We start from the raw sequence: 24,320 nt of genomic DNA on the forward strand, positions 1-24,320 counted from the left end.
GGCAAGCGGATTGACTCGGGCAGCCAATGGCGTGAAATAAGAACATATCAGGAACAAATGCAATGAGCGAGTCGATCAAAAGTCTCGCCGCGCTGAAGCGGCATATCGCGGCGCTGGACCGGACGCCAGCGCCGACGGTCGGCTGTGCCCGGCTTGCGACCGGTCATACCGGGCTGGACGCGGCGCTCGACGGCGGCCTCATGCGCGGGCGCGTGCATGAACTGTTCGGCGCGGCGGAGGAGGAAGGGGCGGCGGCCGGGCTGGCGCTGATCCTCGCCCGGCTGGCGGCGGATGACGCGCCCCTGCTCTGGCTGCGCACAACCGCATCGGCCAAGGTCGGCGGATCGCCTTATGGCCCCGGCCTCGCGGCGCTGGGGCTGGACCCGGCCCGGCTGCTGATCGGGCTGATGGCCGATGACGCGATGCTGTTGCGCGCGGCGGTGGAGGGGCTGCGTTGCCCCGCCCTCGGCGCGCTGCTGATCGAATTGCGCGGCCGCGCGCCGCTGCTCGACCTCACTGCCAGCCGGCGGCTGGCGCTGGCCGCCGAACACTCGGGCGTCACTGCCTTCCTGCTGCGGGTCGGCGGCGATCCGGTGCCCAGCGCCGCGGAAACCCGCTGGCAGGTGGCGGCCGCTCCGTCCGATCCGCTACCCGGCAATGCGCCGGGGCACAGCGCCTTCGCCCTCAGCCTGTTGCGGCGACGGGCGGGGCCGGACGGGCTGGCCTGGCGGCTGGTGTGGGATGGCGAGAAGGGGGCTTTTGGAGACGGACGGCATGAACGCCATGAGCATGGACAGGACGGACAGCAGGACGGCGCACCGCTATCTGGCGCTCTGGTTCCCCTTCCTGCCGATCGATCGGCTGCGGATCGCGCGGCCTGATCTCTGGGCGGCGCAGGGCGATGCGCCGGCGGTGGTGGTGGAAAATGTCCGTGGCGCGATGCGGCTCGCGACGCTCGACGCCGATGCGCTGGCGGCGGGCCTCACCCCCGGCATGACGCTGGCAGATGCCCGCGCCCGCGAGCCGGAGCTGCGCGTGTTCGAGGCCGATCCCCATGGCGACCAGGACTGGCTGGAGCGGCTGTGCGACGGCTGTGCCCGCTATACCCCCAATGCCGCACTCGACACCGGTCATGGCCTGATGCTCGACATCAGCGGCTGCGCCCATCTGTGGGATGGCGAGGCGGAACTGGTGCAGGCCGCGACCGACCGGCTGGAACGGCATGGCATGCGCGTGCGCCACGCCATCGCCGCATCGCCCGAGGCCGCCCATGCGCTCGCCCGTTTCCCCGCCGCCCCCGCGCCGGACGAGGATGCAGCCGTGCGCCGCCTGCCGGTCGAGGCGCTGGAGCTGGAGGCGGAGAGCGCGGTGGCGCTGCGCCGGGCGGGACTGCGCACCGTCGGCGATCTCGCCGCGCGCCCAGCCGCCGCGCTCGCCGCCCGCTTCGGGGAAGAGGCGGTCGATGCGCTCCATGCGCTGCTGGGCCTGGGCCATCGCCCGCTGGCCCCCCGCCGCCCGCGCCCGGCGATCCGGGTCGAACGGCGCTTTGCCGAACCGATGGGCAGCAGCGCCCATGCGATCAAGGTCGTCGCGGAGATGGCGGCGGAAGCGGGCGAACAACTGGCCGAGCGCGGCCAGGGCGGTCGCCGGTTCGAGGCGGTCTTCTTCCGCAGCGACGGCCTTGCCTTCCCGATCCGGGTCGAAACGAGCCTGCCGATCCGCGACGCGCCCGCGATCATGCGCCTGTTCCAGGAACGGATCGACAGCCTGTCCGACCCGCTCGACCCCGGCTTCGGCTTCGACATGCTGCGCCTCACCGTGCCGCGTGCCGATCCGATGGCGCCGACCCAGCTCGCGCTCGAAGGGGGCGAAGCGCGCAAGAGCGAGGGCGTGGAGGCGCTGGTCGATCGCCTGTCGATCCGCGCCGGGCGCGTGCGCATCCAGCGGCTGGAACCGCGCGACAGCCATATTCCCGAACAGGCGCAGCTGGCGCTGCCGGCGGTCGAACATCGCGCGCCCGAAGGCTGGGCGCCGGTCGGTGAACCCGGCGACCCGCCGATGCGCCCGCTCCATCTGTTCGATCCGCCCCAGCCGATCGATGTGATCGCGGAAGTCCCCGACGGTCCGCCCCACCGCTTCCGCTGGCGCCGCACCCTGCATGAAGTCACCCGATTCGAGGGGCCGGAACGGATCGCACCGGAATGGTGGCAGGCCAAGGATGGCGCGATCGAGGGCGAAAGCACCGGCCGCACCCGCGACTATTATCGGGTCGAGGATGCCCGCGGCCGCCGCTACTGGATTTTCCGCCACGGCCTTTATGGTGTCGAAACGATCCATCCCGGCTGGTATATCCATGGCCTGTTCGCATGAGCGGCCGGCGCCCGCCGCCCGATCCCGCCAAACCCCGATCGATCGACCGGCGCGAATTGAACGCGATCGAGGCAGCGCGAGAAAAAACGAAACCCGCCCTGCCGCGCTCGGCACCGGCCGAACCGCCCTTCGCCGAACTGGTCGCGATCAGCAATTACAGCTTCCTCCATGGCGCATCCCATCCCGCCGATCTGGTGGGGGAAGCGATCGCTCTGGGTTTCAAGGCCATCGGCGTTGCCGATCGCAACAGCGTCGCCGGGGTGGTCCGCGCCTATGTCGCGCTGCGCGACGCACCGGAAACAGCACGGACCAAGCTGCTAGAGGACAAGAAGGCGCGGGGCGAACCCGAAAGCCTGACGCCCGAAGAGGAAGCGGGGTGCGAAACCGACCTGCGCCTGATTGTCGGTGCCCGACTGGTCTTTGTCGACGGCACTCCCGACATCATCGTCTACCCCGCGTCGCGACAAGGCTGGGGGAAGCTGACCCGATTGCTGACCAAGGGCAATATCAAGGCGATCAAGGGCGATTGCATCCTGCATTTTGCCGACCTGCTCGATTATCTCGACGACTGGCGCATGATCATCCTGCCTTTGTCCACGGCGCAGGCGCAGCAGGAGCATGACGCGCCGCCCGATTATGCGTTCGAGGATGATGCTGCCCCCGTGCCATCCCGGCATTTGCGGCTTGTCCCGCCCGCCTCGCCACCCAGTTGGCAGGAGGCCGCGCGGCAATTGCAAGAAAGGATGCCCGACCGCGTATGGCTGGGGCTATCGATGCGCTATCAGGGGCGAGACGCCCGCCATGTAGCCATGATGCAAGCGGTGTCGCGCGACATCGGCATCCCACTGATCGCGACCAACGATATTCTCTATGCGACGTCCGGCACTCGTCCGCTGCAGGACGTGCTGACCTGCATCCGCGAAGGGGTCACACTCAAAACGGCGGGCACCCGATTGCAGGCCAATGCCGAACGCCACATGAAATCGCCGACGGAAATGGCCCGGCTGTTTGCCGTCTGCCCCGATGCCCTGGCCGAGACGATCCGCTTCATCGACGGGATCGACTTCACGCTGAAGGATCTCGCTTATGAATATCCGCATGAGCCGGTGCCGGCGGGCTGGTCGCCCGACGCCTGGCTGGAGGATATGGTGCGGCGGCGCGCCCGGCGGCGCTATGGCCGCCAGCTTCCGCCCAAGGTGCGTGCGCTGATCGGCCAGGAATTGCGCCTGATCCGACGCCAGAACTACGCCTATTATTTCCTGACCGTGCATGATCTTGTGCGCTTCGCCCGCGCGCAGAAGCCGCCAATCCTGTGCCAGGGGCGCGGATCGGCCGCCAATTCCATCGTCTGCTTCCTGCTCGGGGTCACATCAATCGATCCGATGGAGCATGACCTGCTCTTTTCCCGCTTTGTCTCGGAGGAGCGGAACGAGCCGCCCGATATCGACGTCGATTTCGAGCATGAGCGGCGCGAGGAGGTGATTCAATATATCTATCGCCGCTATGGCCGGGCGCGTGCCGGCATAGCAGCGACCGTCATCCATTATCGCTCGCGCAGCGCGCTGCGTGAAGTCGCCAAGGTGCTGGGCCTCAGCGAAGATGTGGTGATGCGCCTGTCGGCGACCGTATGGGGCAGCTACTCGGGCGATCTGGGCGATGCCCGCTTCGTGGATGCCGGCTTTGCCCTCGACAATGGCGAAATCCAGCGGTTGCGCACCTTGGTCCAACAATTGATCAAGGCGCCTTTCCCCCGTCATCTGTCCCAGCATGTCGGCGGCTTCGTGCTGACCCAAGATCGGCTGGACGAGACCGTGCCGATCCACAATGCGGCCATGGCCGACCGCAGTTTCATCGAATGGGACAAGGATGATATCGACGCGCTGAATCTGATGAAGGTCGATGTGCTGGCGCTGGGAATGCTCAGCTGCATTCGCCGGGCCTATGCGCTGATGAACCAGCACGGGCTGGGTCGCCACGACCTGACCGTCGATCTGCAATCCAGGGATCCGGCCGTCTATGACATGCTCTGCAAGGGAGACAGTATCGGTGTCTTCCAGGTCGAGAGCCGGGCGCAGATCAACATGTTGCCCCGTCTCAAACCGCGCAACCTTTATGACCTGACGGTGCAGGTGGCGATCGTGCGGCCAGGGCCGATCGAAGGTGATATGGTGCATCCGTATCTGCGACGACGATGCGGCGAAGAAAAAGTCGAATATCCTGATCCCGATATCGCGTTCGGTCCGCCAGATGAGCTGAAAAATTTGCTCAAGGACACTTATGGCGTCCCCCTGTTCCAAGAACAGGCGATGAAGCTGGCCATCGTCGCGGCCGGTTTTTCCTCATCCGAAGCCAACCAACTGCGTCGCGCGATGGCAACCTTCCGCAATGTCGGCACCATCCATCATTTCCGTGAGAAGATGATCAACGGCATGACCGCGCGCGGCTATGAGGCGGAGTTCGCCGCGCGCTGCTTCAAGCAGATCGAGGGGTTTGGCAGCTATGGCTTCCCCGAAAGCCATGCCCTGTCCTTCGCTCGGCTGGTCTATGTCTCGGCCTGGATCAAATGCCACCAGCCCGCCATCTTCGCCTGCGCCCTGCTCAATTCCCAGCCGATGGGCTTCTACGCCCCGGCCCAGCTGGTCCGCGACGCGCGCGACCATGGCGTCGCCATTCATGATGTCGACGTCAATATGAGCGACTGGGACAATGGTCTGGAACCGCTGTTGCGCAGCCGCCGCGCGGACAAGGGCGAAGGGAGCGGCCGGGCGCTGGCGCTGCGTCTTGGCCTGCGTCAGGTCGACGGCTTCCGCGAACAATGGGCGGCGCAGATGGTGGCGGCACGGGCGGAGGGTGGCCTCTTCACCAGTATCGAGGATATGGCCCGGCGCGCCAGCCTGCCCGCGCGGGCGCTGCGGCTGCTGGCCGATGCCGATGCCTGCCGCTCGCTGGGACAGGACCGGCGCACCGCTTTATGGGAAGCACGCCGCACCCCGTCGGACGAGCTGCCGCTGTTCGCCGCCGCCCGCCGGCACGACCGGGCCGCGCGCGAACTGGGGGAGGAGGCGGACGCAATGCTACCCGCCATGCCGCTCGCCGAACAGGTGATGGACGATTATGCGGTGACCCGCCTCTCGCTCAAGGGCCATCCGATGCAGTTCCTGCGCCCGGTGTTCGCCGCCGAAGGCGTGCTGAGCTGCGCCCAGACCAGCGCGGCGAAGAACGGCACCCGCGTCCGCACCGCCGGCGTGGTGCTGGTGCGCCAGCGTCCGGGCAAGGGCAATGCCGTCTTCATCACCATCGAGGATGAGACCGGCATCACCAATATCCTGCTCTGGGCGCGCCTGTTCGAGCTGCAGCGCCGCCCGGTCATGGCCAGCCGGCTGATGCTGGTCGAGGGCGAGGTGCAGCGCAGCAAGGAGGGCGTGGTCCATCTGATGGCCAGCCGCATCCACGACCGCACCGCCGACCTCAACCAACTGTCGCATGGTAAACCGTCCCAAGCCACACCCGCTGCCGCCCGCCACCCCCGCGACGTGCGCATTCTCCCCAAATCGCGCGACTTCCATTGAGATTGCAAGGGTGGCTAGCGACCATTGTCTGGCCGTTCGTTTCCACCATGGCTGCGCTCACAAGCGGCCTTTGCAATCGCCGTCATCCCAGACTTGATCCGGGATCCATTTAGCGCTCGCCATCCCCCGTTGCGCAGAATGGACCCTGACTTTCGTCAGGATGACGCCAGTGGAGATTGCAGGTTTCGACCATTAGCAGACCTTAAACGCATCACCGGTAGCAAGCGGTGAAGGGAGAATTTATGCGTTTCCGACGGGTCTATTCTGTCAGCCTGGTGCTTCTAACCAGTTGCGGTCCAAAGCCCCCCGAAGTGGTGCAGGTTGGCGATGCGTTTTATCGTTTTCCTCGCGATCCATTTTACAGAAGCATCACCGACGAGGGCGCGTCAAAGCCCACATTTGTTGCCTATGTCACCCCCGAGAAGGATCGGCGTCGGAGCATCAGCCTTCAATACGACAGCAGAGAAAACCGCGAAGAGAGAGTTGATGCCGAAAAGCAAGGACTTCCCTATATTTTTCGGGGCGATTTTCGATTGGCAAAAGATAAAACCATTGAGACGCGACCATGGGGAACATCAATATGCTTAATGAAAGGCGTGAAGTTGGGCTTGCTTGGTCAGTGCGCCACCAGCATGACCTATCGCGGTGCCCGCTGGATTATCTATTTCCAGCATGAAATGCTCGACGGTCCAGTAGACATCGTAACACGGAGCCAATCGCTCCTAAAAACCTACGCTGTCGATCCCGGATCGCGATAAAAGCCGCCGTTCCGCTATCCCCCCTTCTTGCCCTATGCCGTAACCGCATCCGGCACGAACGGCGCGATCACGGCGCGCGCCCGCGCGACATAGTCTGCCTTCTCGCCCACCGGTGCGACATAATGGAGTGCCGCTTCTGCCTCTGTCATTGATCCACCCCGCGCGATCATCCAGCCGGCAAGATAGGGCGCGGACAGGCATCCGCCCGCCGTTGCGATATTGCCATGGGCAACGAAGGGCGAATCGATCACCCGGACGCCGGCCTCCACCACCCAAGGCCTGGTGGTGAGGTCGGTGCAGGCGGGCAGGTCGCCAATCAGGCCCAGTTTCGCCAGCAGCAGCGTGCCGGAACATTGTGCCCCGATCATCTGGCGCGCGGGATCGAGCCTGATCTGCGCCAGCATCGCCGCATCGGCCGCGATCTCGCGTGTGCGGATGCCGCTACCGATCAGCACTGCATCGGCCTCCGCCGCGAATTCCAGCGGCCGCTGCCGCTGTACCGTCACCCCGTTCATCGACGTCACCGTCTCGTTGGGCGCCGTGATATGGGCCGCCCAGCCCTGCGGCTTCATCCGGTTGAGGATGGCGGCGGCGACGAAACTGTCGAGTTCATTGAAGCCATCGAATGTCAGAACCGCAATCTGCATGCCTATTCCCCGTTTGTCAGGGAATAGGCATAGGCGGGTGGGGATATGGCGCGCATATCCACTCGTTGCCTTTTGGCCTGCGTCAGTTGGCCAGCTTGCCGAAGGGCAACAGCGTGCGCGCCTGCGCGGCAGCGGCCTTGCCATTGCCGGCCCGAAGTGCTGGCAGGATGGCGGCGGCCGCGCGCTTCATCTGCTGGTCGAGCGGGGCCGGGGTGGGTGCGGCGGTGGCCCGTTCGGCCAGGGCGAGGGCACCCGCCACATCATTATGATCGGCACGGATCCGCATCAGCGCGGCGAGGCCGGGATAGAAGGCGCGATTGCCACCCAGCGCGACCGCCTTGCCCAGCGCGGCCTCCCCGGTCTGTTCCTTGGCGCCAAGCACGGTGCGGGCGACGAAGCCGCCCAACTGGTCGATTGCGTCGAGATGCCAGCCAGCGATCACCATCTGCGCCTCGGCATCGCGGGGATTGCGGGCGGCCAGCGCCTCGAAGGTCGTGAGCGATGCGCGGGCATCGGTTCGGCTGCGGGTCAGCTTGGCGCGATAGCCGATCGCGACCGCGCGCTGCAATGTCGCCTCGCGGTCATTGGGCGTCGTCATCAATATCCGGTCGGCTGCACCGATCGCCTGGCCGATCAGGGTCAGCGCCCGCGCCTTGTCGGTCGTCTGGAAGGCGGCGGTCGTCAGCAGTTCGCGTGGGGTTTCCGCCAGCGCGGCGGGCGCGGCGGACAGAGCGACGGCGCAGAGGACCGGGCGGCAGATCGACGAGGCGAAGGACACATATTCTCCTGCTCTGGCGACACCGTCATGGCGCCGGTTCAATAGTCCTTGGAATAACGAAGCGCGGCGGAAGATCCCGCATTGGTGCCAGTTTTCGACAGGATGCTCAGCGTCTTCGACAGAGAGATTTCCAGCTGGGTCGCGGTGAAGCCCTTGGTGTCGGTCACCACTTCGACATAGATGTCGTTGGAGATGTGCTGGCCGACTGCCAGCGATGTGCCGCGCCCGGTATCCTCGTCGCCGCCGACGATGCCGATCCGGTCGAGGCCCGATGCGCCCTGCAGCTTGCCCATCGGGTTGAGGCCGCCGCTGCCGCCGCGCAGGCCGTTGAGCGCCGCCGCCAGCTGGATCGCTTGGGTCGCCGACAGGTTCGCGACATTGTCGCCGAACAGGATACGCGAGAGGATTTCGTCCTGCGGCAAGGTCGGGGTCGACACGAAGCTGATGTCGGGTTCCTGCGCGGTTCCGGCAACGGAGATGCCGGCACTGACATCGTCGATCTTGGTCAGCGCCTTGATCGACAATGTTGGATTCATCATGTCGCCGTTGAAGGTGATGACACCCTGGTCGAGGTCGAATTGGTGGCCCGAGAAGCTGTAGCGACCGCGCAATACCTCGATCTTGCCGGACACGCGCGGCTTGGTCGCGGTGCCGGTGACGCGCATGTCGGTCTTCCATTCGGAATCGAGACCCATGCCGGTCACATAAATCTGGTTGTCGGCCCGCACGCGAATGTCGAGCTTCCAATTGGTGGGGGCAGCGGCGGCGGCCTTGCGATCGGCGATCCTCTGGTCGAGCACATCCTTGCCCTCGCCCTTGCGGCGGACGCCCTGAAGCTCGCGAATCTCGGTGCCGCCCTGCCAGGCAACGCGATAACGCGTCTCGGGCAGCGACAGGTCGCCCTTGATCAGGCCGCCATCCGCCTTGCTGTTGGTGATGGCGAGCGTGCCGCTCACGACGCTGGTGATGGCTTCGCTGCGGGCCAGGCGGGCATGGTCCATCTTGACCGCGATGTTCATTGGGAAGCCGCTGTCGGCGGCCAGGCCCACCGTGCCGCTGGCCTGCACCGTGCCGTCGCCGGCACGGCCGGAAAAGTCGCGAATCTCCAGCCGGTCATTGGTGAAGCGACCATCAAGGCGCATCTGGGTAACGCGCGTGCCGAAAGTCGTGTTGTCATAGGTCAGCGCATTGGCGCGGACGAGGCCGTTGAGCTGCGGTGCGGTCAGGCGCCCGCTGAAATCGGCCGCGACCGCGATCCCGCCGCTCAGCCGCTGATCGGCGAGGCCGGCGAAGGAGAAGAGCACATCGGCGGGGCCGGCATAGCGGATGCCGCCGCCCAGCGGTGCGGCCATGAGCTGTTCCGACCAGCTGGCGCCGGGGCCGGGAGGCGCCAGGGTAGCGATGAAGCGGCCGATCGTGCTGTTGCCCTTGCGGATGAGGCCGCGCAGGTCGCCGCCGGCGGAAGACAGCTTGCCCTCGACATTCATCGAAACGGCATCGGACACGGCGGCCAGGCTTGACCGGCGGAAATCGCTGATGGCGATGCGGGTGGCGGCGGTCGGGAAAGCGGTACCGCTCTGGTTGTAATCGATCGTGCCGGTCGCCTTGCCGCCAATGCCAAGGCCCGGATTAGCAATATTGGCGAGGGCGAGGTCGAAATCCTTGAAACGCGCCTGCAGCGCCGTTTCGTCACCGAAGCGGCCGGCGAGATCGACCTTGCCCTGCGGCAGCACCAGACTGACCGGCTCCAACCGATAGCCGGTCTTTTCCGCCCGGATGATCGCCGGCTGGGCTAGGCGGAAATCGACATTGCTCGCCTTGCCCTGCAGCGCGACGGCATAGAGATTGGGGCGCAGTGCGGCATTGACCGCGACCGAGAAGGGCACGCCGCTGGAGCCGTCGGCGACCAGCTGGGCCTTGCCCCGGCCGCCCTGATAATCGAGCTTCGCTCGCGCCTTGCGCACGACATAGTCGCCATAGGCGGCGTTCGCCATCTGCACGTCGGCGATCACCTTGGGCTGGTCGGTCAGCAGCATGGAAGCGGTGACGATGGCGCGGCCGATGACGATGTCGGCCTCGCCCGGCAGCTTGGCATTGCTGGCCGTGGCGTTGACGTCGACGCCCTGCACCTTGCCCACGGCATTGAGCTTGACCGCGCCGGTGATGCCCGATCCGTTCATCGCCAGCTGGCCGGTGAACGGGCCGGCACCGGATTGCTGGATGCGGCCGTCCATGTCGACCCCGGCAAAGCGTGCCTTGGTGACATCGATGGTCAGCGGGCCTTGTGCGGTACGGATCAGCACATTGGCGAAGAAGGGGCCATAGGGCGACCCGCCGGTGGCATCCAGGCGATAGCCGGCGGGTTCGCCATTCAGCTTGGCAACGACATCGGTCAGCTGCACGCCGACATTGGGGCGCGGCGCGCGCAGCACCGCCTGCGGCCGGTCCGCCGTGCCGCGCACGGTCAGGAACAGCGGGCCATATTGTTTCGAGTAGGCTTCGGTGTCGAAGGCGACCTGGCCGTTGGTGTCATAGCTGCCCGAACCGGACTTGATCTGGAAATTGGGCGCAGTGCCCTTGAGGCCTGCCAGGGTGAACCTGCCCTCCGGCGTCATGCCGATCCGGCCGGACATCACCGCATTGCCGCCCAGGAAGTCGCGGACGGAGGCATTTTCCCAGCGCGCCGTGCGCACGCCGAACTTGCCCGACAGACCAAAGCCGCCCTTGGGACCCGGCACCAGCTCGACATCGGTATTGAGGTTGACGATGCCGACGCCGTCGATCCGATAGTCGTTGACCCGGCCCTTCAGTGCGCCGCGATAAATGGCATTGTCGATATCGGCCAGGACGATGGCGGTGGCGTCGATCTTGTCGCTGTCGAGCTTCAGATTGTCGCTGATCAGCTTGCCGCCGGCATAGGCAAAGTCGCCCTTCACCCGCAAATTGGTCATCAGCCCGCCGGCCGCCGCATTGAGGCCGGTGACGCGCTTGGCCGTCGCGTTGACGGGGATGCGGATGCGGTCGGCATCGATCACGGCGCGACCGCTGGCCTTGAGATTTTCGATGCCGGTGGCGTCGAAGGCGAGGGAGGCGGCGCTGATGTCATAATTGATGAAAGGCGTCGCCATCGGCCCGTCGAGGATGATCGAGGCGCGGACATCCTTGCCCTTCACCTTGTCCATGAACGCGCCAGGCTGCAGCAGCGCGGCGTTGATGCGCAGTGCGCTGAATGTACTCTTGCCGAGATCCACTAAACCTTGCGCATCGGCCGACAGGGCGGGAGAACGCAGCGTGCCCTTGAGGTTGACGCGCCGTTCGTTGAGGCCGGCGAACAGGTCGACGTCGAGCTGCGGCCGGGTCAGCCGGTCGGCAATGTCGCCATAGACCAGGCCAGGGCGCAGCGGCCCCTTGGCGGTGAAGCTGCCGTCGCGGGCGGCGAGCGCGATATTGGCCAGCTCGCCCTTGGGCGTGTTGGCGATCAGCCTGCCGTTCCAGGCCTGCCAGGTGCCCCTGCCGTCGAGCGCGGCGGTCATGCCGTCGGGCAGGCCGCTCATCGCCGCGATCACGCCGCCCTTGGGCGCGGTGAGGGTGCCGCTCATCGCCAGGCGATTCTGCGCCGGCACCGCGTCCAGCTTCGCCTGCAGCCGGTCGCCGCTGTCGACCACCGCATTGGCCGACAGCTGGGCACGGCCGTCGGCGATATGGACGATGCTGTCGATCGCGATCTCGCGCTTCTGGCCGATCACCGGCTTGGCAAGCAGGAAGCGGTCGAGCCGCATCCGATCGACGTCGATGTCGAGGTCGGGCAGGATCGGCGCATTGGGATCGGTCGGCGTCTGGTTGAATTGCGGGCTGCGCGCCAGCACCACCAGCGGGCTTTCCAGATTCTGGACCGAGATATGATTTTGCAGATAGCGGAACGGGCGCCAGACGACATGGACCCTGGGGCTGACCGCGAACACGCCCTTTGGATCGCGCAGGATCAGGTCGTGGATGGTCATGTCGCTATAGATCGATCCCTCGATCCGGCCGACCTCGATCCCCATGCCCGATTCCAGCTTGAGCGCGACGATCTGCTTGATCAGGAATGACTTGCCCGGTTGAGTGTTGAGGAACAGCAGCAGCCCGGCGACCAGCACCACCAGCCCAACGATCAGGCCGGCAAGACCGATCACTATTTTCCGCCACAGCGGCCGGCCCTTATGAATCACCACGGTCTCGGTCGCCTCGGGTGCGGGGGGAGGAGTGTCTTCCGCCATCAGAATGCCTGCCCGATCCCGATATAGAGACTGAACTTGGATTCGCCCGGCTGCCGGTTGATCGGCATCGCGATGTCGGCGCGGAATGGCCCGAAATTGGTGTAGAAGCGACCGCCCAGGCCGACGCCATAGCGGATGTCGGAAAATTGGGGGAGCTGGCTTTCATAAACCTGGCCAGCATCCACGAAGCCGACAATGCCGTAATTGCCGAAGCGATAGCGGCCCTCGACCGCGAACTCGTTGACCGATCGGCCGCCGACCGGATCGTTGTTGCCGTCCTTGGGACCGAGTTCCTGATAGCCATAGCCGCGGACCGAGCCGCCGCCGCCGGCATAGATGCGCCGCGACGGCGCGACATCGTCGCGCGCCACGCCATTGATCGTACCCAGCCGGGTGCGGGCGGCCAGGACGAAACTGTCCGAAACGGGGAAATAGCCAGCCAGGTCGAAGGTGCTGCGCACATAGGGCGAGACATTGCCCTGGAGCGAAGCTTCGGGCGACACGCGCAGGTTGGCGCGGAAACCGCGTGTGGGATTGAGCAGGTCGTTCGACCGATCATAGCCCACCTGCACGGGCAGCGCGGCGATGAAATAGGTCAGCCGCTTATTCTCCCCGGTCGTCTCATCGATCGTCGTATTTTCGTTGGAGAGCAGGATTTCGCCACCATAGGTGTAGGTCCAGCGCTTCTGGAAGATCGGGGTCGACTGGCGCGACCAGCTGGCATTGATGCCCAGCGTAAAGGCCTCATAGGCGTCATATTTCTGATGATTGACGCTGGCACCGGTTTGGAAGGTCTTGTCGCGCTTGCCGGCGTTGGACCGGCGGAATGTACCCGACACGCCCTGTTCCTGTGTGCCCGCGATCACGCTGGCGATCAGCGCGCCTTCGGGCGGGAAAAGATTGCGGTGGGTCCAGCTGCCCTCCGCGCGCAGGCCCTGGCCGGTGCTGTAGCCAGCCTCGCCTGCCAGGCGACGGGGAGGGCCGGCCTCCTGATCGACATGCAGATCGACATATTCGGTGCCGTCCGGTCCGGGGTCGCCGGTCTGGACCGGGTCGACCGCCACACTGGAGAAAAGGCCGGTCGCCACCAGCGCCTTGCGCAGGTCGTCGACCTTGCGGCTGTCATAGAGCTCGTCTTTGTCGAAGCGGGCGATCACCGCCATATGATCGGCGCCAAAGGCCTGTTTCTTGCCGCTGGTGGTGATGGTCCGGAAACTACCGCGCGGGCCTGGCTCGACCGGCAATGTATAGTCGCCTGTTATCGTGGCGGGATCGAGCAATATGTCGCGGTCGCCGATCTTGGCGAAGGCATAACCATTTTCCGGCAGCTTGAGCGCGACATTGGCTTCTGCGGCCTCGACTGCGGCGGCGACGATATAGTCGCCGGTCTTGAGCGTCAGGCTATCGCGGATCAGGCCGGGCGGTATCGTTTCGGGCGCCCGGATGACGATGTCGCCGATCTTGTAGCGTTTGCCTGGCGTGACCGAGAGTATCGCCTTTAGTGCGCCGTCCTTCTCCTGGTCGAGCGAGGCCAGCGCCGTTGCGTCATAATAGCCCTCCGAGTGGAGCAACCGGACCGCCAATTGCTCGTCGGCTTGGGCGCGCTGCTGCACCATGGCGGCAGTCTCTGCCTTGCCCTTGCCGTCGAGCAGCGCGGATTCGGTCCGAAATACCGCTTCCAGCCCGGACTTGCCGAAGCCGTCCACCTGTGTGGAATAGCGTATCTCCGGCGTCTTCTCGTCGCTGTCCTGGCTGGCGACCTGGGTCGGCACGGTGACGCTGTCGAGTGGCGACAAGGGTTCGGCCAGCTGGGGATCGGCCGGTGGTTCGGTGGCGGGGGGCAAACCGGTCGCGGCAGGCATTGCCGTGTCGCCGGGGGGAGCGTGGTTGACGCCACTATCGGCCGGCATCTGCTGGTCCAGCCAGTCGTCGATCGATGGTAGCGGAGCGTTGTCGCCGGCTTTGCTATCGGTCTTGTCGTCGGGGCTGCCTGCACCGGGCAGGCGTGCGTTGAACTCGTCGTCGGGCAGGATCGGGTCTTCGGTGGCTGCGGGCAGTGTGGTGACGGGCGCGCTCGCGGGAGCCGTCTGCGCCATCAGGGGCAGGGGCGAGGCAGTTGCCATGATGATGCCCAGCGCATGCCGAACATATCTCGCCTGCCGCTTGTTCATTCCTCTGCGATGCCCCTTTCGCACCGGGCATCCCATATGTCCGGCAAACTGGCAATACGCCCAATGACTTGCGACGGTTCCGCCTGCGTGACGATTTCCTCCGGCGGTGCAGCGCTTCCATCGGTGCCCGGCACCGTCTAGAGCCGCTTCATGACATTTGCGCTGAACATTGCCCGATCGATCACAGGCCAGCCCTGGCGCTGGCGCGGCCTGGGGGCGGATGCCCGTTCGCCCGGTTATCAGCCCGACGATCTGGTGGCGCAATTGCTGCTGGCCCGCGGCTGTCCGCCCGACGGGGTGGAGGCGCATCGCAATCCGACCATCCGTCATTTCATGCCCGATCCCAGCCTGTTTCGCGACATGGATGCCGCTGCCGAGCGGCTGGCCGATGCGGTCCAGCGCGGCGAGGATGTGCGCATCTTCGGCGATTATGACGTCGACGGTGCGACCAGCGCGGCGCTGCTGATCCGGCTGCTGCGCGACATCGGCCTGGATGCCCGGCCCTATATTCCCGACCGGCTGATGGAAGGTTATGGCCCCTCGGGCGAGGCACTGGTGCGGCTCGCGGGTGAGGGCGCGCAACTGATCGTCACTGTCGATTGCGGCGCGCAGGCGTTCGAGGCGCTCGACATGGCCAAGGCCGCCGGGGTCGATGTCGTCGTCGTCGACCATCATAAATGCGCCGCCGCGCTGCCGGTGGCGCTGGCGCTGGTCAATCCCAACCGACTGGACGAAAATGATGCCGCCGCCGTGCATGGCCATCTCGCCGCCGTCGGCATGGCCTTCCTGCTTGGCGCTGCGCTGCTGCGCACCTTGCGTGCGCGCGGCTGGTTCGCGACCCGAGCGGAACCGGCGATCATGGAACTGCTCGATATCGTCGCACTCGGCACCGTCGCCGACGTCGCGCAATTGAAGGGGCTCAATCGCGCGTTCGTGGCGCAGGGGCTTAAGGTGATGGCCAAACGGCGTAATATCGGCCTTGCCGCGCTGATGGATGCCAGCCGATTGAGCCGCGCGCCGCTTTGTCACGATCTCGGCTTTGCACTGGGGCCGCGCATCAACGCCGGCGGGCGCGTCGGCAAAGCAGATCTGGGCGTGCGGCTGCTTACCACCGAGGACCCGGCGGAGGCGGCGCGCATTGCCGCCGAACTGGACCGGTTGAACGAGGAACGGCGCGCGATCGAATCGATCGTGCAGGAGCAAGCCGAGGCGTTGCTGGACGGACAGGGCAATCGCGCTGTGGCGCTGGTCTCGGGGCCGGGCTGGCATCCTGGCGTCATCGGCATCGTTGCCGGGCGCCTCAAGGAACGGGCCGGCCGTCCCGCCATCGTTATCGCACTGGACGAGGATGGCGTGGGCAAGGGCTCAGGCCGCTCTATCTCCGGCGTCGATCTGGGGGCGGCGGTTCTGGCGGCCAAGGACAGCGGCCTGCTGGTCGCGGGTGGCGGCCATGCGATGGCGGCGGGCCTTACCGTGATGGCGGACAAGCTCGATGCGCTAGCCGACTTCCTGGATGAGCGGCTGTCGGCTGCGGTCGCCCGTGCCCGTGACGATCGCGCTTTGCTGATCGACGCGGTGCTGGCGCCGGCCGGGGTCAATCCCGCCTTCGTCGCCGCGATCGAGGCGGGCGGTCCCTATGGCGCCGGCTGGCCCGCGCCGCTGATCGCTGCCGGGCCAATGCGTGTGATCAAGGCGGATGTTGTCGGCAATGGCCATTTGCGGGCGATCATGGCTGGTGATGATGGCCGATCGATCAAGACGATCGCCTTTCGCAAGGCCGATTCGGAATTGGGACAGGCGATACTTGGCGCGCCACGCGATCGGCGGCTGTGGGTTGCGGGGCGTGCGAAGATGGATGACTGGGGCAGTCGCCCGGCTGCGGAACTGCATCTGGAGGATGCGGCCTGGGCGGATTAAGCACGATTGCAATTTTCTTGCGCAAAGGGGGTTGACCGTTTCGCTGTCCCCGCCTAATTGCGCCCTCGCTTCGCAGCGCTGCCCATGAGCGGCGGCAACGAGCGGCCCCTTCGTCTAGCGGTTAGGACGCGGCCCTTTCACGGCTGAAACACGGGTTCGATTCCCGTAGGGGTCACCAATCAAGCGACATTTCGCTTTGATTGTGGCTGATTTTTCGAAATTGTAGCAAATATCATCCCCTGTGCGTTTTCGCATTTCGGGCACACACACGCATTTTCGCGATGGCTCGACTCGCCGCAATAGGCAGGCAACTTCTCGCTAATGAAGCATTGGGCGATTTACGGCTGCTTCCCATGGACCGCGATCTCTGAGCGGCTATGATCCCGGCATGCAGGGTTCGCGCCTGCGCCTGGTTGCCGCTGGACCGCGATCTCTGAGCAGCTATGATCTCGCTGAAGATCACGAAGTCCTGCGTCTCGTTGCCGCTGGACCGCGATCTCTGAGCAGCTATGATTGTCGCTGGCGGTCAGCACCTGCGCGCCGCGGTTGCCGCTGGACCGCGATCTCTGAGCGGCTATGATTTGGCCCAGGCGCGGAACAGCTCATGCAGAGTTGCCGCTGGACCGCGATCTCTGAGCGGCTATGATTGCGGGCACCTATGTGGTCATGGCCGTGCTGTTGCCGCTGGACCGCGATCTCTGAGCGGCTATGATCTTCTGTGTGATAGCCCGCGTCAACACATTGTTGCCGCTGGACCGCGATCTCTGAGCGGCTATGATAACGCCGGGCCAGTGCGATCCGTTCGGTGGGTTGCCGCTGGACCGCGATCTCTGAGCGGCTATGATAGGTCGCGTCCTCACCGAAGCGCCGGAACAGTTGCCGCTGGACCGCGATCTCTGAGCGGCTATGATCGCCCGCTGCGCCCAGCTGATCAGCTGCTCGTTGCCGCTGGACCGCGATCTCTGAGCGGCTATGATGAAGCGCACGCCGGGCAGCCGCACCAGATCGTTGCCGCTGGACCGCGATCTCTGAGCGGCTATGATTCCATCGATACGATGCGGTTGGGGATCGTGTTGCCGCTGGACCGCGATCTCTGAGCGGCTATGATCGCGCGCTCGTTCGCTGCGGGGCTTTTTGTGTTGCCGCTGGACCGCGATCTCTGAGCGGCTATGATGCAAAAGAACCATGGACGCTGACATCGGGAGTTGCCGCTGGACCGCGATCTCTGAGCGGCTATGATGCTCGACAGCTTATAGTCGCTCCCCCAGCGGTTGCCGCTGGACCGCGATCTCTGAGCGGCTATGATCACTACGGCAGCGCTGGCTGCAGCGTCTTCGTTGCCGCTGGACCGCGATCTCTGAGCGGCTATGATATACTCACCCGTGCTGTCATAATTAAGCACGTTGCCGCTGGACCGCGATCTCTGAGCGGCTATGATCTGGGCGGCCTATAAGCGTGATCGCGAAAAGTTGCCGCTGGACCGCGATCTCTGAGCGGCTATGATAGATTGCCCAGATGCTGGCGCAGCCGGTTGGTTGCCGCTGGACCGCGATCTCTGAGCGGCTATGATCAGCAGTTGCAGAGCGCCGTCGACTTCCTGGTTGCCGCTGGACCGCGATCTCTGAGCGGCTATGATGGGCGACGCGATTGCGGCGATGGCCAGTAGGTTGCCGCTGGACCGCGATCTCTGAGCGGCTATGATACAAGGGCTGGCAGGCCCGTGAGCTGGGCGGTTGCCGCTGGACCGCGATCTCTGAGCGGCTATGATGGCCGCGATCAGCGCCTGCGTCACGCTCGCGTTGCCGCTGGACCGCGATCTCTGAGCGGCTATGATTCTGGCGACGGTGATCGATCGGTTCGACGCGTTGCCGCTGGACCGCGATCTCTGAGCGGCTATGATCCAGCGCGGCCTTGAGCGTGCCGCCCGTGCGTTGCCGCTGGACCGCGATCTCTGAGCGGCTATGATTGTTGTGCAGTGCGCCCATGAAGTATTCCAGGTTGCCGCTGGACCGCGATCTCTGAGCGGCTATGATTCAGGCGCACCGCGACGCGCAGCTCCACCAGTTGCCGCTGGACCGCGATCTCTGAGCGGCTATGATCTTTTCGACCGCGCTGCGTGGCCGGGCCGAGTTGCCGCTGGACCGCGATCTCTGAGCGGCTATGATCGACCAGATCTGATCGCGCGGCGGCGGCGTGTTGCCGCTGGACCGCGATCTCTGAGCGGCTATGATCATCCTGCAGATCCTGACCGTCGCCGGCGAGTTGCCGCTGGACCGCGATCTCTGAGCGGCTATGATCCAGGGCGCGAGGGCGTGGGGCGAGAATGGGTTGCCGCTGGACCGCGATCTCTGAGCGGCTATGATCGCGGCATCCCTTGCTCCAGTCGCCGTCGCGTTGCCGCTGGACCGCGATCTCTGAGCGGCTATGATTCCGCCGTCCAGCCGCGCAACATGCGGCACGTTGCCGCTGGACCGCGATCTCTGAGCGGCTATGATCTCGACATGGGGGAGCCGTTCAAGGCGCAGCGTTGCCGCTGGACCGCGATCTCTGAGCGGCTATGATCGGCGACGCCATCGGCTACGACGCCAAGGCGTTGCCGCTGGACCGCGATCTCTGAGCGGCTATGATTTCGCTGCGATCAAGCCAGCGATCATCCGAGTTGCCGCTGGACCGCGATCTCTGAGCGGCTATGATTTGAGGCGAATTTCAAGATCAACGCGCTGGGTTGCCGCTGGACCGCGATCTCTGAGCGGCTATGATCCTTTTGAGCGTCGAGGACGCCGGGATAAGGTTGCCGCTGGACCGCGATCTCTGAGCGGCTATGATCTCGTGCTGGCTAACGCTTCCCGCATGTCGTTGCCGCTGGACCGCGATCTCTGAGCGGCTATGATTAGGCCATGCGTCACCCCAGGACCGGCGCTGTTGCCGCTGGACCGCGATCTCTGAGCGGCTATGATCGAACCATGGATAATGTATTGAAAAGCAATGCAATATCCATGGTTCTATCACTGTGAAAATCAGGCAAATCGCTAGAATAGAGCCAGCTGATCCGGATTTTTCCGTTGCCGCCGCCGGCGCTGTCCTGAAAATCGCACGATATTTTCATATTGCCGATCCGTGAAGCTGAGGATGTGAACATCACCACGATCGGGCAGGCTCGACTCGACCCGCCGCATATAGGTTTCGAACTGTTCCTTGCCGTTGCAAAAGCGAGCATAGACCGAAAACTGACTCTTCTCAAAGCCTTCATCCAGCAGGAACTCCCGGAATTTCGTGGCGGCGCGCGCCTGTTCCCTAGTTGTTACGGGCAAGTCGAACATCACGAAAATCCACATCAGCCGATATCCGCTCAATTGGCTCGCGCTCATGGTAGCAATGCGTCGAGTCCGGCCAGTTCCAGCGCGGAAGGTGGGGAGGGAAGTACAATGTCTCCCGCCTGCCCGCTTTCAAAGGCACGCGCCAGGCTTTGCGCTGCCCGGTTTGCCGCGCCCGCTACGGTCGTCGTGCCGCTCGGTCCCGGCAAGTCGAGCGCGATCAATCCGGCAAAGGCGCGCTTGGCTTCGGGCGTTACCGTATCGATCCCGCGCGCGACCAGTCGCACCGCCAACGCATCGACCAGTGGTCGGAACGGCTCGATCAGGTCGTCGGCGAGGGCAAAGGCGTTCGTCCGGTTGGCATGATGTACCCCTATCGAGGGGTGCAGACCGGCTGCGACCACGGCGCGTGCGCACAAGGATCGCAATACCGTATAGCCATAGTTGAGCATGGCGTTGATGTCCTCGGCCTCCCGATCGCGCCGGAACCCTTCCCCCATCAAGAGCGGCCAGTATCGGCGGGCGGCCTGCGCCTCGACATTGTCGGGGTCGCCCGATCCCACGCGCCGGGCCAGCAAGTCGAAGGCCGATGCGGACATGCCGTTGGCGTCCAGCACGGCCGCCTGCCAGCGGATCTTGGCGATGATGATCCGGCGCCATAATTGCTTGGATAGCGGTTTGCCCGCCTCCCACTGCGCGCGCATCCGGCTGTTCTGGGCATGATGGCCCTCCAGTGGCAGGCATACGGCGACCGGCGCATGATTGCTGCCGCACAGCAGCATCACGGCCCCGCGCTGGGCCAGGGCGACGATCAAGTTGGTGGACCAGGTGATACCATGGGCATGGACGATGACGGCGGCAACATCGTCGAGTGGGATCCGTCCGACTTCCGTCCGATCCTCCGACACGATCAGGAAGCCGCGATAGGCCGAAAGATGGCGGCCATCGGTAGCAATATCGACGATCCGGTCCATCGCTGTCCTGCTGTTTCTCGATCAGCCCCGCGTCTTGCGGCGCGCGGTGCGGGCGGGAAATCCGGGGTCCAGAACCCGGCCGATCTCGTCGATCCGAACCTGCCGTGCCTTGACTTTTTTCAAGCCGCCGCTCGTCGGCGCGAAATATTTGAACGGATCGTCATCATTGGACACCGCATCGCGCTTTTTCAGATCGCCAGCCTGTTGATGCTCAGCCAGCGTAATCTGTCCACTCTGGCCGAATTTCACCACCCGCATAAGCTTCCTGTCCTCACCTTCGCGTTCGATCGCCAGAAGATCATTCTGATGGAGGCTCAATATCTTTCGTGCAGCAGGGTGCGGGCGCGGGGGTTCGCTTGATTGATGCGCGTCGAACATGGATATGACGCTGGACATCGCTTCACCTGCCTCATTTTTCCAATTGGTCACCCATTTCCCGTCCGGCAATTCCCACACATCATAACGATAGTTGGAATCGCCCTTATAGCCTTTGTAGATGCGTCCATTCCGGTCCTTGATCGGGATGACGGTCAGCGGTTCGGTCACGCGCACGCGGCGCACGCCACCAAAATTATGCCATTCCAGCTTGTGAAATTCGGCCAGCGCCTTCTCGAAGGCCTTGCCCTCCAGCCCGTTCAAATGCTGATAGAGCGCGGCCTTCAGATCGGCGTCCCGGATGCGATCCAGATCGGCAAGCTTTTTGAAACTCGACAACGGCACGCGCCGCACGACGATGCTGTTGCCCTTGGCATCGGTGTCGCCGGTGAAGCCATAGGCTGTGTCGTTATGCAGTCGACCGGCGGTCGCATCCTTGCCCTTTGGCAACCCCGCCTTGGACGCCGTGCCATGATCGGTGCGATGGCTGACGGTGATGCGGTTGACCGTCTCGCGTAACGCGTCGCGAAACCCGTCCCAGGGTTCCGGAATGATGATCCGTTCGCGACCTTCGGCCCCTTCCTGCCCGGATGCTCGCGCAATCGCATTGAGCATCCCCCGATCGACGATCGCCACGACCACGGCGTCGATGGCATGATGCCGATGGTCCAGCCGGTTCTTGGCCTGATCCGCGCCGCCGCCGAAATTATGGTCGGGCAGCAGGTCGTTGAGGCCCAGCTTGCGCCGCACCATTTCGGTTAGACGCCCCGGTGATACCCAGATATGGCCGCTGCCCTCGCCCTTTTCGGGATAAAGCGTCGCCAGATATTCGCGCGACAGCCGGGCGAGATATTGGGTGTCGACCAGATGACGCGCCTGAAAGCCGCCCTCGTCCCTGAATTTGTCCATCGCGTCCGGCTCGAAACGCCAGCGCTTGTTGCGCGGCAATTGCGCCGCGCGCGCCGCAATCTCGTCCCAGCGCGCGCTGTGGCCCCAGGCATCATGGGGGGAGCGTTTGCGCTTTTCCCGATTGGCCTCGCGCAGGCAGACGATCTTGTTGCCATTGCTGTCGTCCAGCGTTGCGGCGAAGGGCAGGATGTGATCGACCTCGACCGCCGCAGAAAAGAGCATGTCGATGGAAATCTGCCGCCCGCTATAAATGCAGCGCCGATCCAGCACATTGGCGGGATTAAGTTCCTCCCACAGCTTGAGCAGTGCGCGGTTGGCGCCGCTGTCGGCCTGGCCGATGGCCAGTAGTTTTTCCGACCGCCGTTCCGCGGCGATCCGGTTGTCATTATTCTCGCGATTGATCCGTTTCTTGTCCTCATCGGTCAGCTTCAGCTCGCGCGCCAGTTCGATCGCGATCTCAGCGGGCGGACCATAGGCGCGGATCAGGACGTTGAGGATCCGGCGCAACTGGTTGAGTCCGATATGGACGGTCGGATTGGTGAGGCGGCCGACCCGCATCTCCTCCGGATCGGATGGATCTCCGGTCCCCGGCATGATGTGCCGTTCCAGCGCCACGCCATAATATGGCAACTGCGGCCGCCCCTTCGCATCCTCGAACACCTCGCCGGTCCGCCGGTCGCTATGATGGCCAAGACCCGCTTCGGTGACGGCTTCACTATAGACGAGCACGCGGTCGTCCTTTTTGCCATCGCGCAGTGCTTCGATCAGCTTGCGGGTCGCGGTTTCGCCGAACCGGCCATAGCCGGGCGGCAGCGGGGCATTAGCGACAGCCCGTGCCTGCTCCGGCGTTAACGCATAGGTTTCGACCAGCCAGGCGCAAAAAGCCGCATCCTCCGCATCGCTTTCGACAGCGTCCAGCCGCGCAAGGACATCCCATTGGGCTTCGATCGACAAATGGACCCAGAGATTGCCGAAGCGCGTCTTGCTCCCCATTACAGCCGCCACCTCGTCCCCTTTCAGGTCGGTGCGGTCCTCGCTCTCCTTGTTGAAGCGGGCGTCAGGATCGAGCTTCAACGCCTTGCGCAGGGTCGCGAAGCTGACCTTGTTCTTGTCCTTGAGCTTCAGAAGCAGGATATCCCGCTCTTCCCGCGTCAGCCGCTGAGCAACCTCACCTGGTCGCACGATCATCAGCGCATTGAGTTCCTCCAGCAAGCGACGACGCTGGAACAAAGGGTGCGCCTTGGGCAGGCGTCGGTCGCCGGGGATCAAGCTACACATGCCAACCTGCGGCGCCTTCAACGGCCGCTGATAGAAGATGATCTCATGCAATCGGTCATGGACATCATTGGTCAGCACATCGGGATGATGGGGCGCCTGCGCGGCCCAGATGGCATCGAACTCCTCCTCCATCAGCGCGCGATCGGGATAGAAATCATAGCCGTCGCCCTTGGCATCCTCGCCGCTTTCGGGACGCAGCCGGGTGCGCACGGACTGTCCTTTCAGCCGACGCTCATGCAGCCATTTGCCGAAGGTCCAGCTTCCCGGTTCCGCACCGGCATCTGCTTCGTCCTCGGCGATGGCGTCGCGCGTCCGGTCGATGCCGATGGCGATCTTGCCGGCATCGTCATCCGCCTTGCGATCGGCCTTGCGGTTCGACTTGAATCCGCGCCGCTGATTGAGATGGAATAGCGCGCGTCCCAGTTCGGGCAGCGACAGCGCTTCGTCCAGCGCCCGCGCGCGGACTGCATAGGGGTCGATCGCAGCCATCGCATTGCGCGCGGCCTCGTCTGCTGGAAACAGGCCGTCGGCGATCAGATATTTGATCAGCGCCTTTTGCCGCTGCTTAAACCGGTCGCGGCGGCGGCGCATGGCACGGGCATCGCGCCGGTCGACCGCCAGCGATGCGCCGGACTTGGGATCGCGGCCGTCGCTGAAAATGCGCGATCCCGCAGCAAGGATAGCAATCGGCTTGCCATTGACCGGAGCGCTCAGTTCGATTGCAGCCCAACCAAGCGAGTTCGCGCCCAGATCGGCACCCAGGCGCCATATGCGCTTTTTTCCTTCTGCCATCGTTCCTCACCCACATGAGTTTTACAGTGGGGCAGGCTCTGCCAATGCAGTCAAGTTGAAATCGGAACCGAAATGAACGCGCAATCTGACGAACATCTTGACCATGACTTCGCTATCCGTCATTGTCGGGCTTCAGAGATCGCGGTCTGGCAGTTAACAAGTGTCAGTACGCACCAGATAAGGGCGACGCTCCGGCGTCGCCTTTTTTG

Annotated in this window: 12 protein-coding genes, 1 tRNA gene and 1 CRISPR repeat array; of the genes, 6 read left to right on the plus strand and 7 right to left on the minus strand. The window is 64.5% G+C overall.

Going from position 1 to position 24,320, the window contains the following annotated elements:
* The first annotated feature begins 62 nt into the window (after positions 1–62).
* The 4 genes from PMI04_RS03430 (at position 63) to PMI04_RS03445 (ending at position 6,697) form a co-directional block, all read left to right on the plus strand.
* Complete coding sequence (locus tag PMI04_RS03430) at positions 63–881, plus strand: hypothetical protein (protein ID WP_007713668.1); 819 nt, start codon at positions 63–65, stop codon at positions 879–881.
* Positions 784–2,370, plus strand: a complete 1,587-nt coding sequence (locus tag PMI04_RS03435; protein ID WP_037487128.1) for a DNA polymerase Y family protein — start codon at positions 784–786, stop codon at positions 2,368–2,370. The genes PMI04_RS03430 and PMI04_RS03435 overlap by 98 nt, the downstream gene beginning before the upstream one ends.
* Entirely contained in the window at positions 2,367–5,939 is a 3,573-nt protein-coding gene (locus tag PMI04_RS03440) for an error-prone DNA polymerase (RefSeq protein WP_007713663.1), read from the plus strand. The genes PMI04_RS03435 and PMI04_RS03440 overlap by 4 nt, the downstream gene beginning before the upstream one ends.
* Positions 5,940–6,181: 242 nt before the next feature.
* On the plus strand, positions 6,182–6,697 hold the full coding sequence (locus PMI04_RS03445; protein ID WP_007713661.1) for a hypothetical protein: 516 nt from the start codon (positions 6,182–6,184) through the stop codon (positions 6,695–6,697).
* 32 nt (positions 6,698–6,729) lie between these two features.
* On the opposite strand, the gene PMI04_RS03450 is transcribed toward PMI04_RS03445, so the two are convergent.
* From PMI04_RS03450 to PMI04_RS03465, 4 genes are all read right to left on the minus strand, one after another.
* Positions 6,730–7,344, minus strand: coding sequence for a DJ-1/PfpI family protein (locus tag PMI04_RS03450; RefSeq protein ID WP_007713659.1), 615 nt, complete (start codon positions 7,342–7,344; stop codon positions 6,730–6,732).
* 82 nt (positions 7,345–7,426) lie between these two features.
* Positions 7,427–8,122 (minus strand): hypothetical protein, encoded by a 696-nt coding sequence (locus PMI04_RS03455; RefSeq protein WP_007713657.1) that lies wholly within the window; start codon positions 8,120–8,122, stop codon positions 7,427–7,429.
* A 38-nt stretch (positions 8,123–8,160) separates the two neighbouring features.
* Entirely contained in the window at positions 8,161–12,381 is a 4,221-nt protein-coding gene (locus PMI04_RS03460) for a translocation/assembly module TamB domain-containing protein (RefSeq protein WP_007713654.1), read from the minus strand.
* Positions 12,381–14,552, minus strand: a complete 2,172-nt coding sequence (locus PMI04_RS03465) for a BamA/TamA family outer membrane protein (RefSeq protein ID WP_007713652.1) — start codon at positions 14,550–14,552, stop codon at positions 12,381–12,383. Before PMI04_RS03465 ends, PMI04_RS03460 begins: the two co-directional genes overlap by 1 nt.
* Positions 14,553–14,702: 150 nt before the next feature.
* On the opposite strand from PMI04_RS03465, the gene recJ reads away from it, so the two are divergent.
* Together recJ and PMI04_RS03475 are read left to right on the plus strand one after the other, a co-directional pair.
* The gene (gene recJ, locus PMI04_RS03470; protein ID WP_007713650.1) at positions 14,703–16,469 is read left to right on the plus strand and encodes a single-stranded-DNA-specific exonuclease RecJ; all 1,767 of its coding nucleotides are present in this window, start codon (positions 14,703–14,705) and stop codon (positions 16,467–16,469) included.
* 103 nt (positions 16,470–16,572) lie between these two features.
* A tRNA-Glu gene (locus PMI04_RS03475) sits at positions 16,573–16,647 on the plus strand.
* Positions 16,648–16,815: 168 nt separating this feature from the next.
* Positions 16,816–19,426: direct repeats of the CRISPR family, unit length 36 nt; unit sequence GTTGCCGCTGGACCGCGATCTCTGAGCGGCTATGAT.
* A 72-nt stretch (positions 19,427–19,498) separates the two neighbouring features.
* Here PMI04_RS03475 and cas2 read toward each other — a convergent pair.
* Genes cas2 through cas9 form a run of 3 tightly spaced genes read right to left on the minus strand, consistent with a single transcriptional unit; the run spans position 19,499 to position 24,111 of the window.
* Positions 19,499–19,837, minus strand: coding sequence for a CRISPR-associated endonuclease Cas2 (cas2, locus tag PMI04_RS03480; protein WP_007711423.1), 339 nt, complete (start codon positions 19,835–19,837; stop codon positions 19,499–19,501).
* On the minus strand, positions 19,834–20,757 hold the full coding sequence (gene cas1 / locus PMI04_RS03485) for a type II CRISPR-associated endonuclease Cas1 (protein WP_007711415.1): 924 nt from the start codon (positions 20,755–20,757) through the stop codon (positions 19,834–19,836). The genes cas2 and cas1 overlap by 4 nt, the downstream gene beginning before the upstream one ends.
* Positions 20,758–20,778: 21 nt before the next feature.
* Entirely contained in the window at positions 20,779–24,111 is a 3,333-nt protein-coding gene (gene cas9 / locus PMI04_RS03490) for a type II CRISPR RNA-guided endonuclease Cas9 (RefSeq protein WP_007711412.1), read from the minus strand.
* Positions 24,112–24,320 lie beyond the last annotated feature (209 nt).

It is taken from the genome of Sphingobium sp. AP49, from assembly GCF_000281715.2.
Classification (GTDB): Bacteria; Pseudomonadota; Alphaproteobacteria; order Sphingomonadales; family Sphingomonadaceae; genus Sphingobium.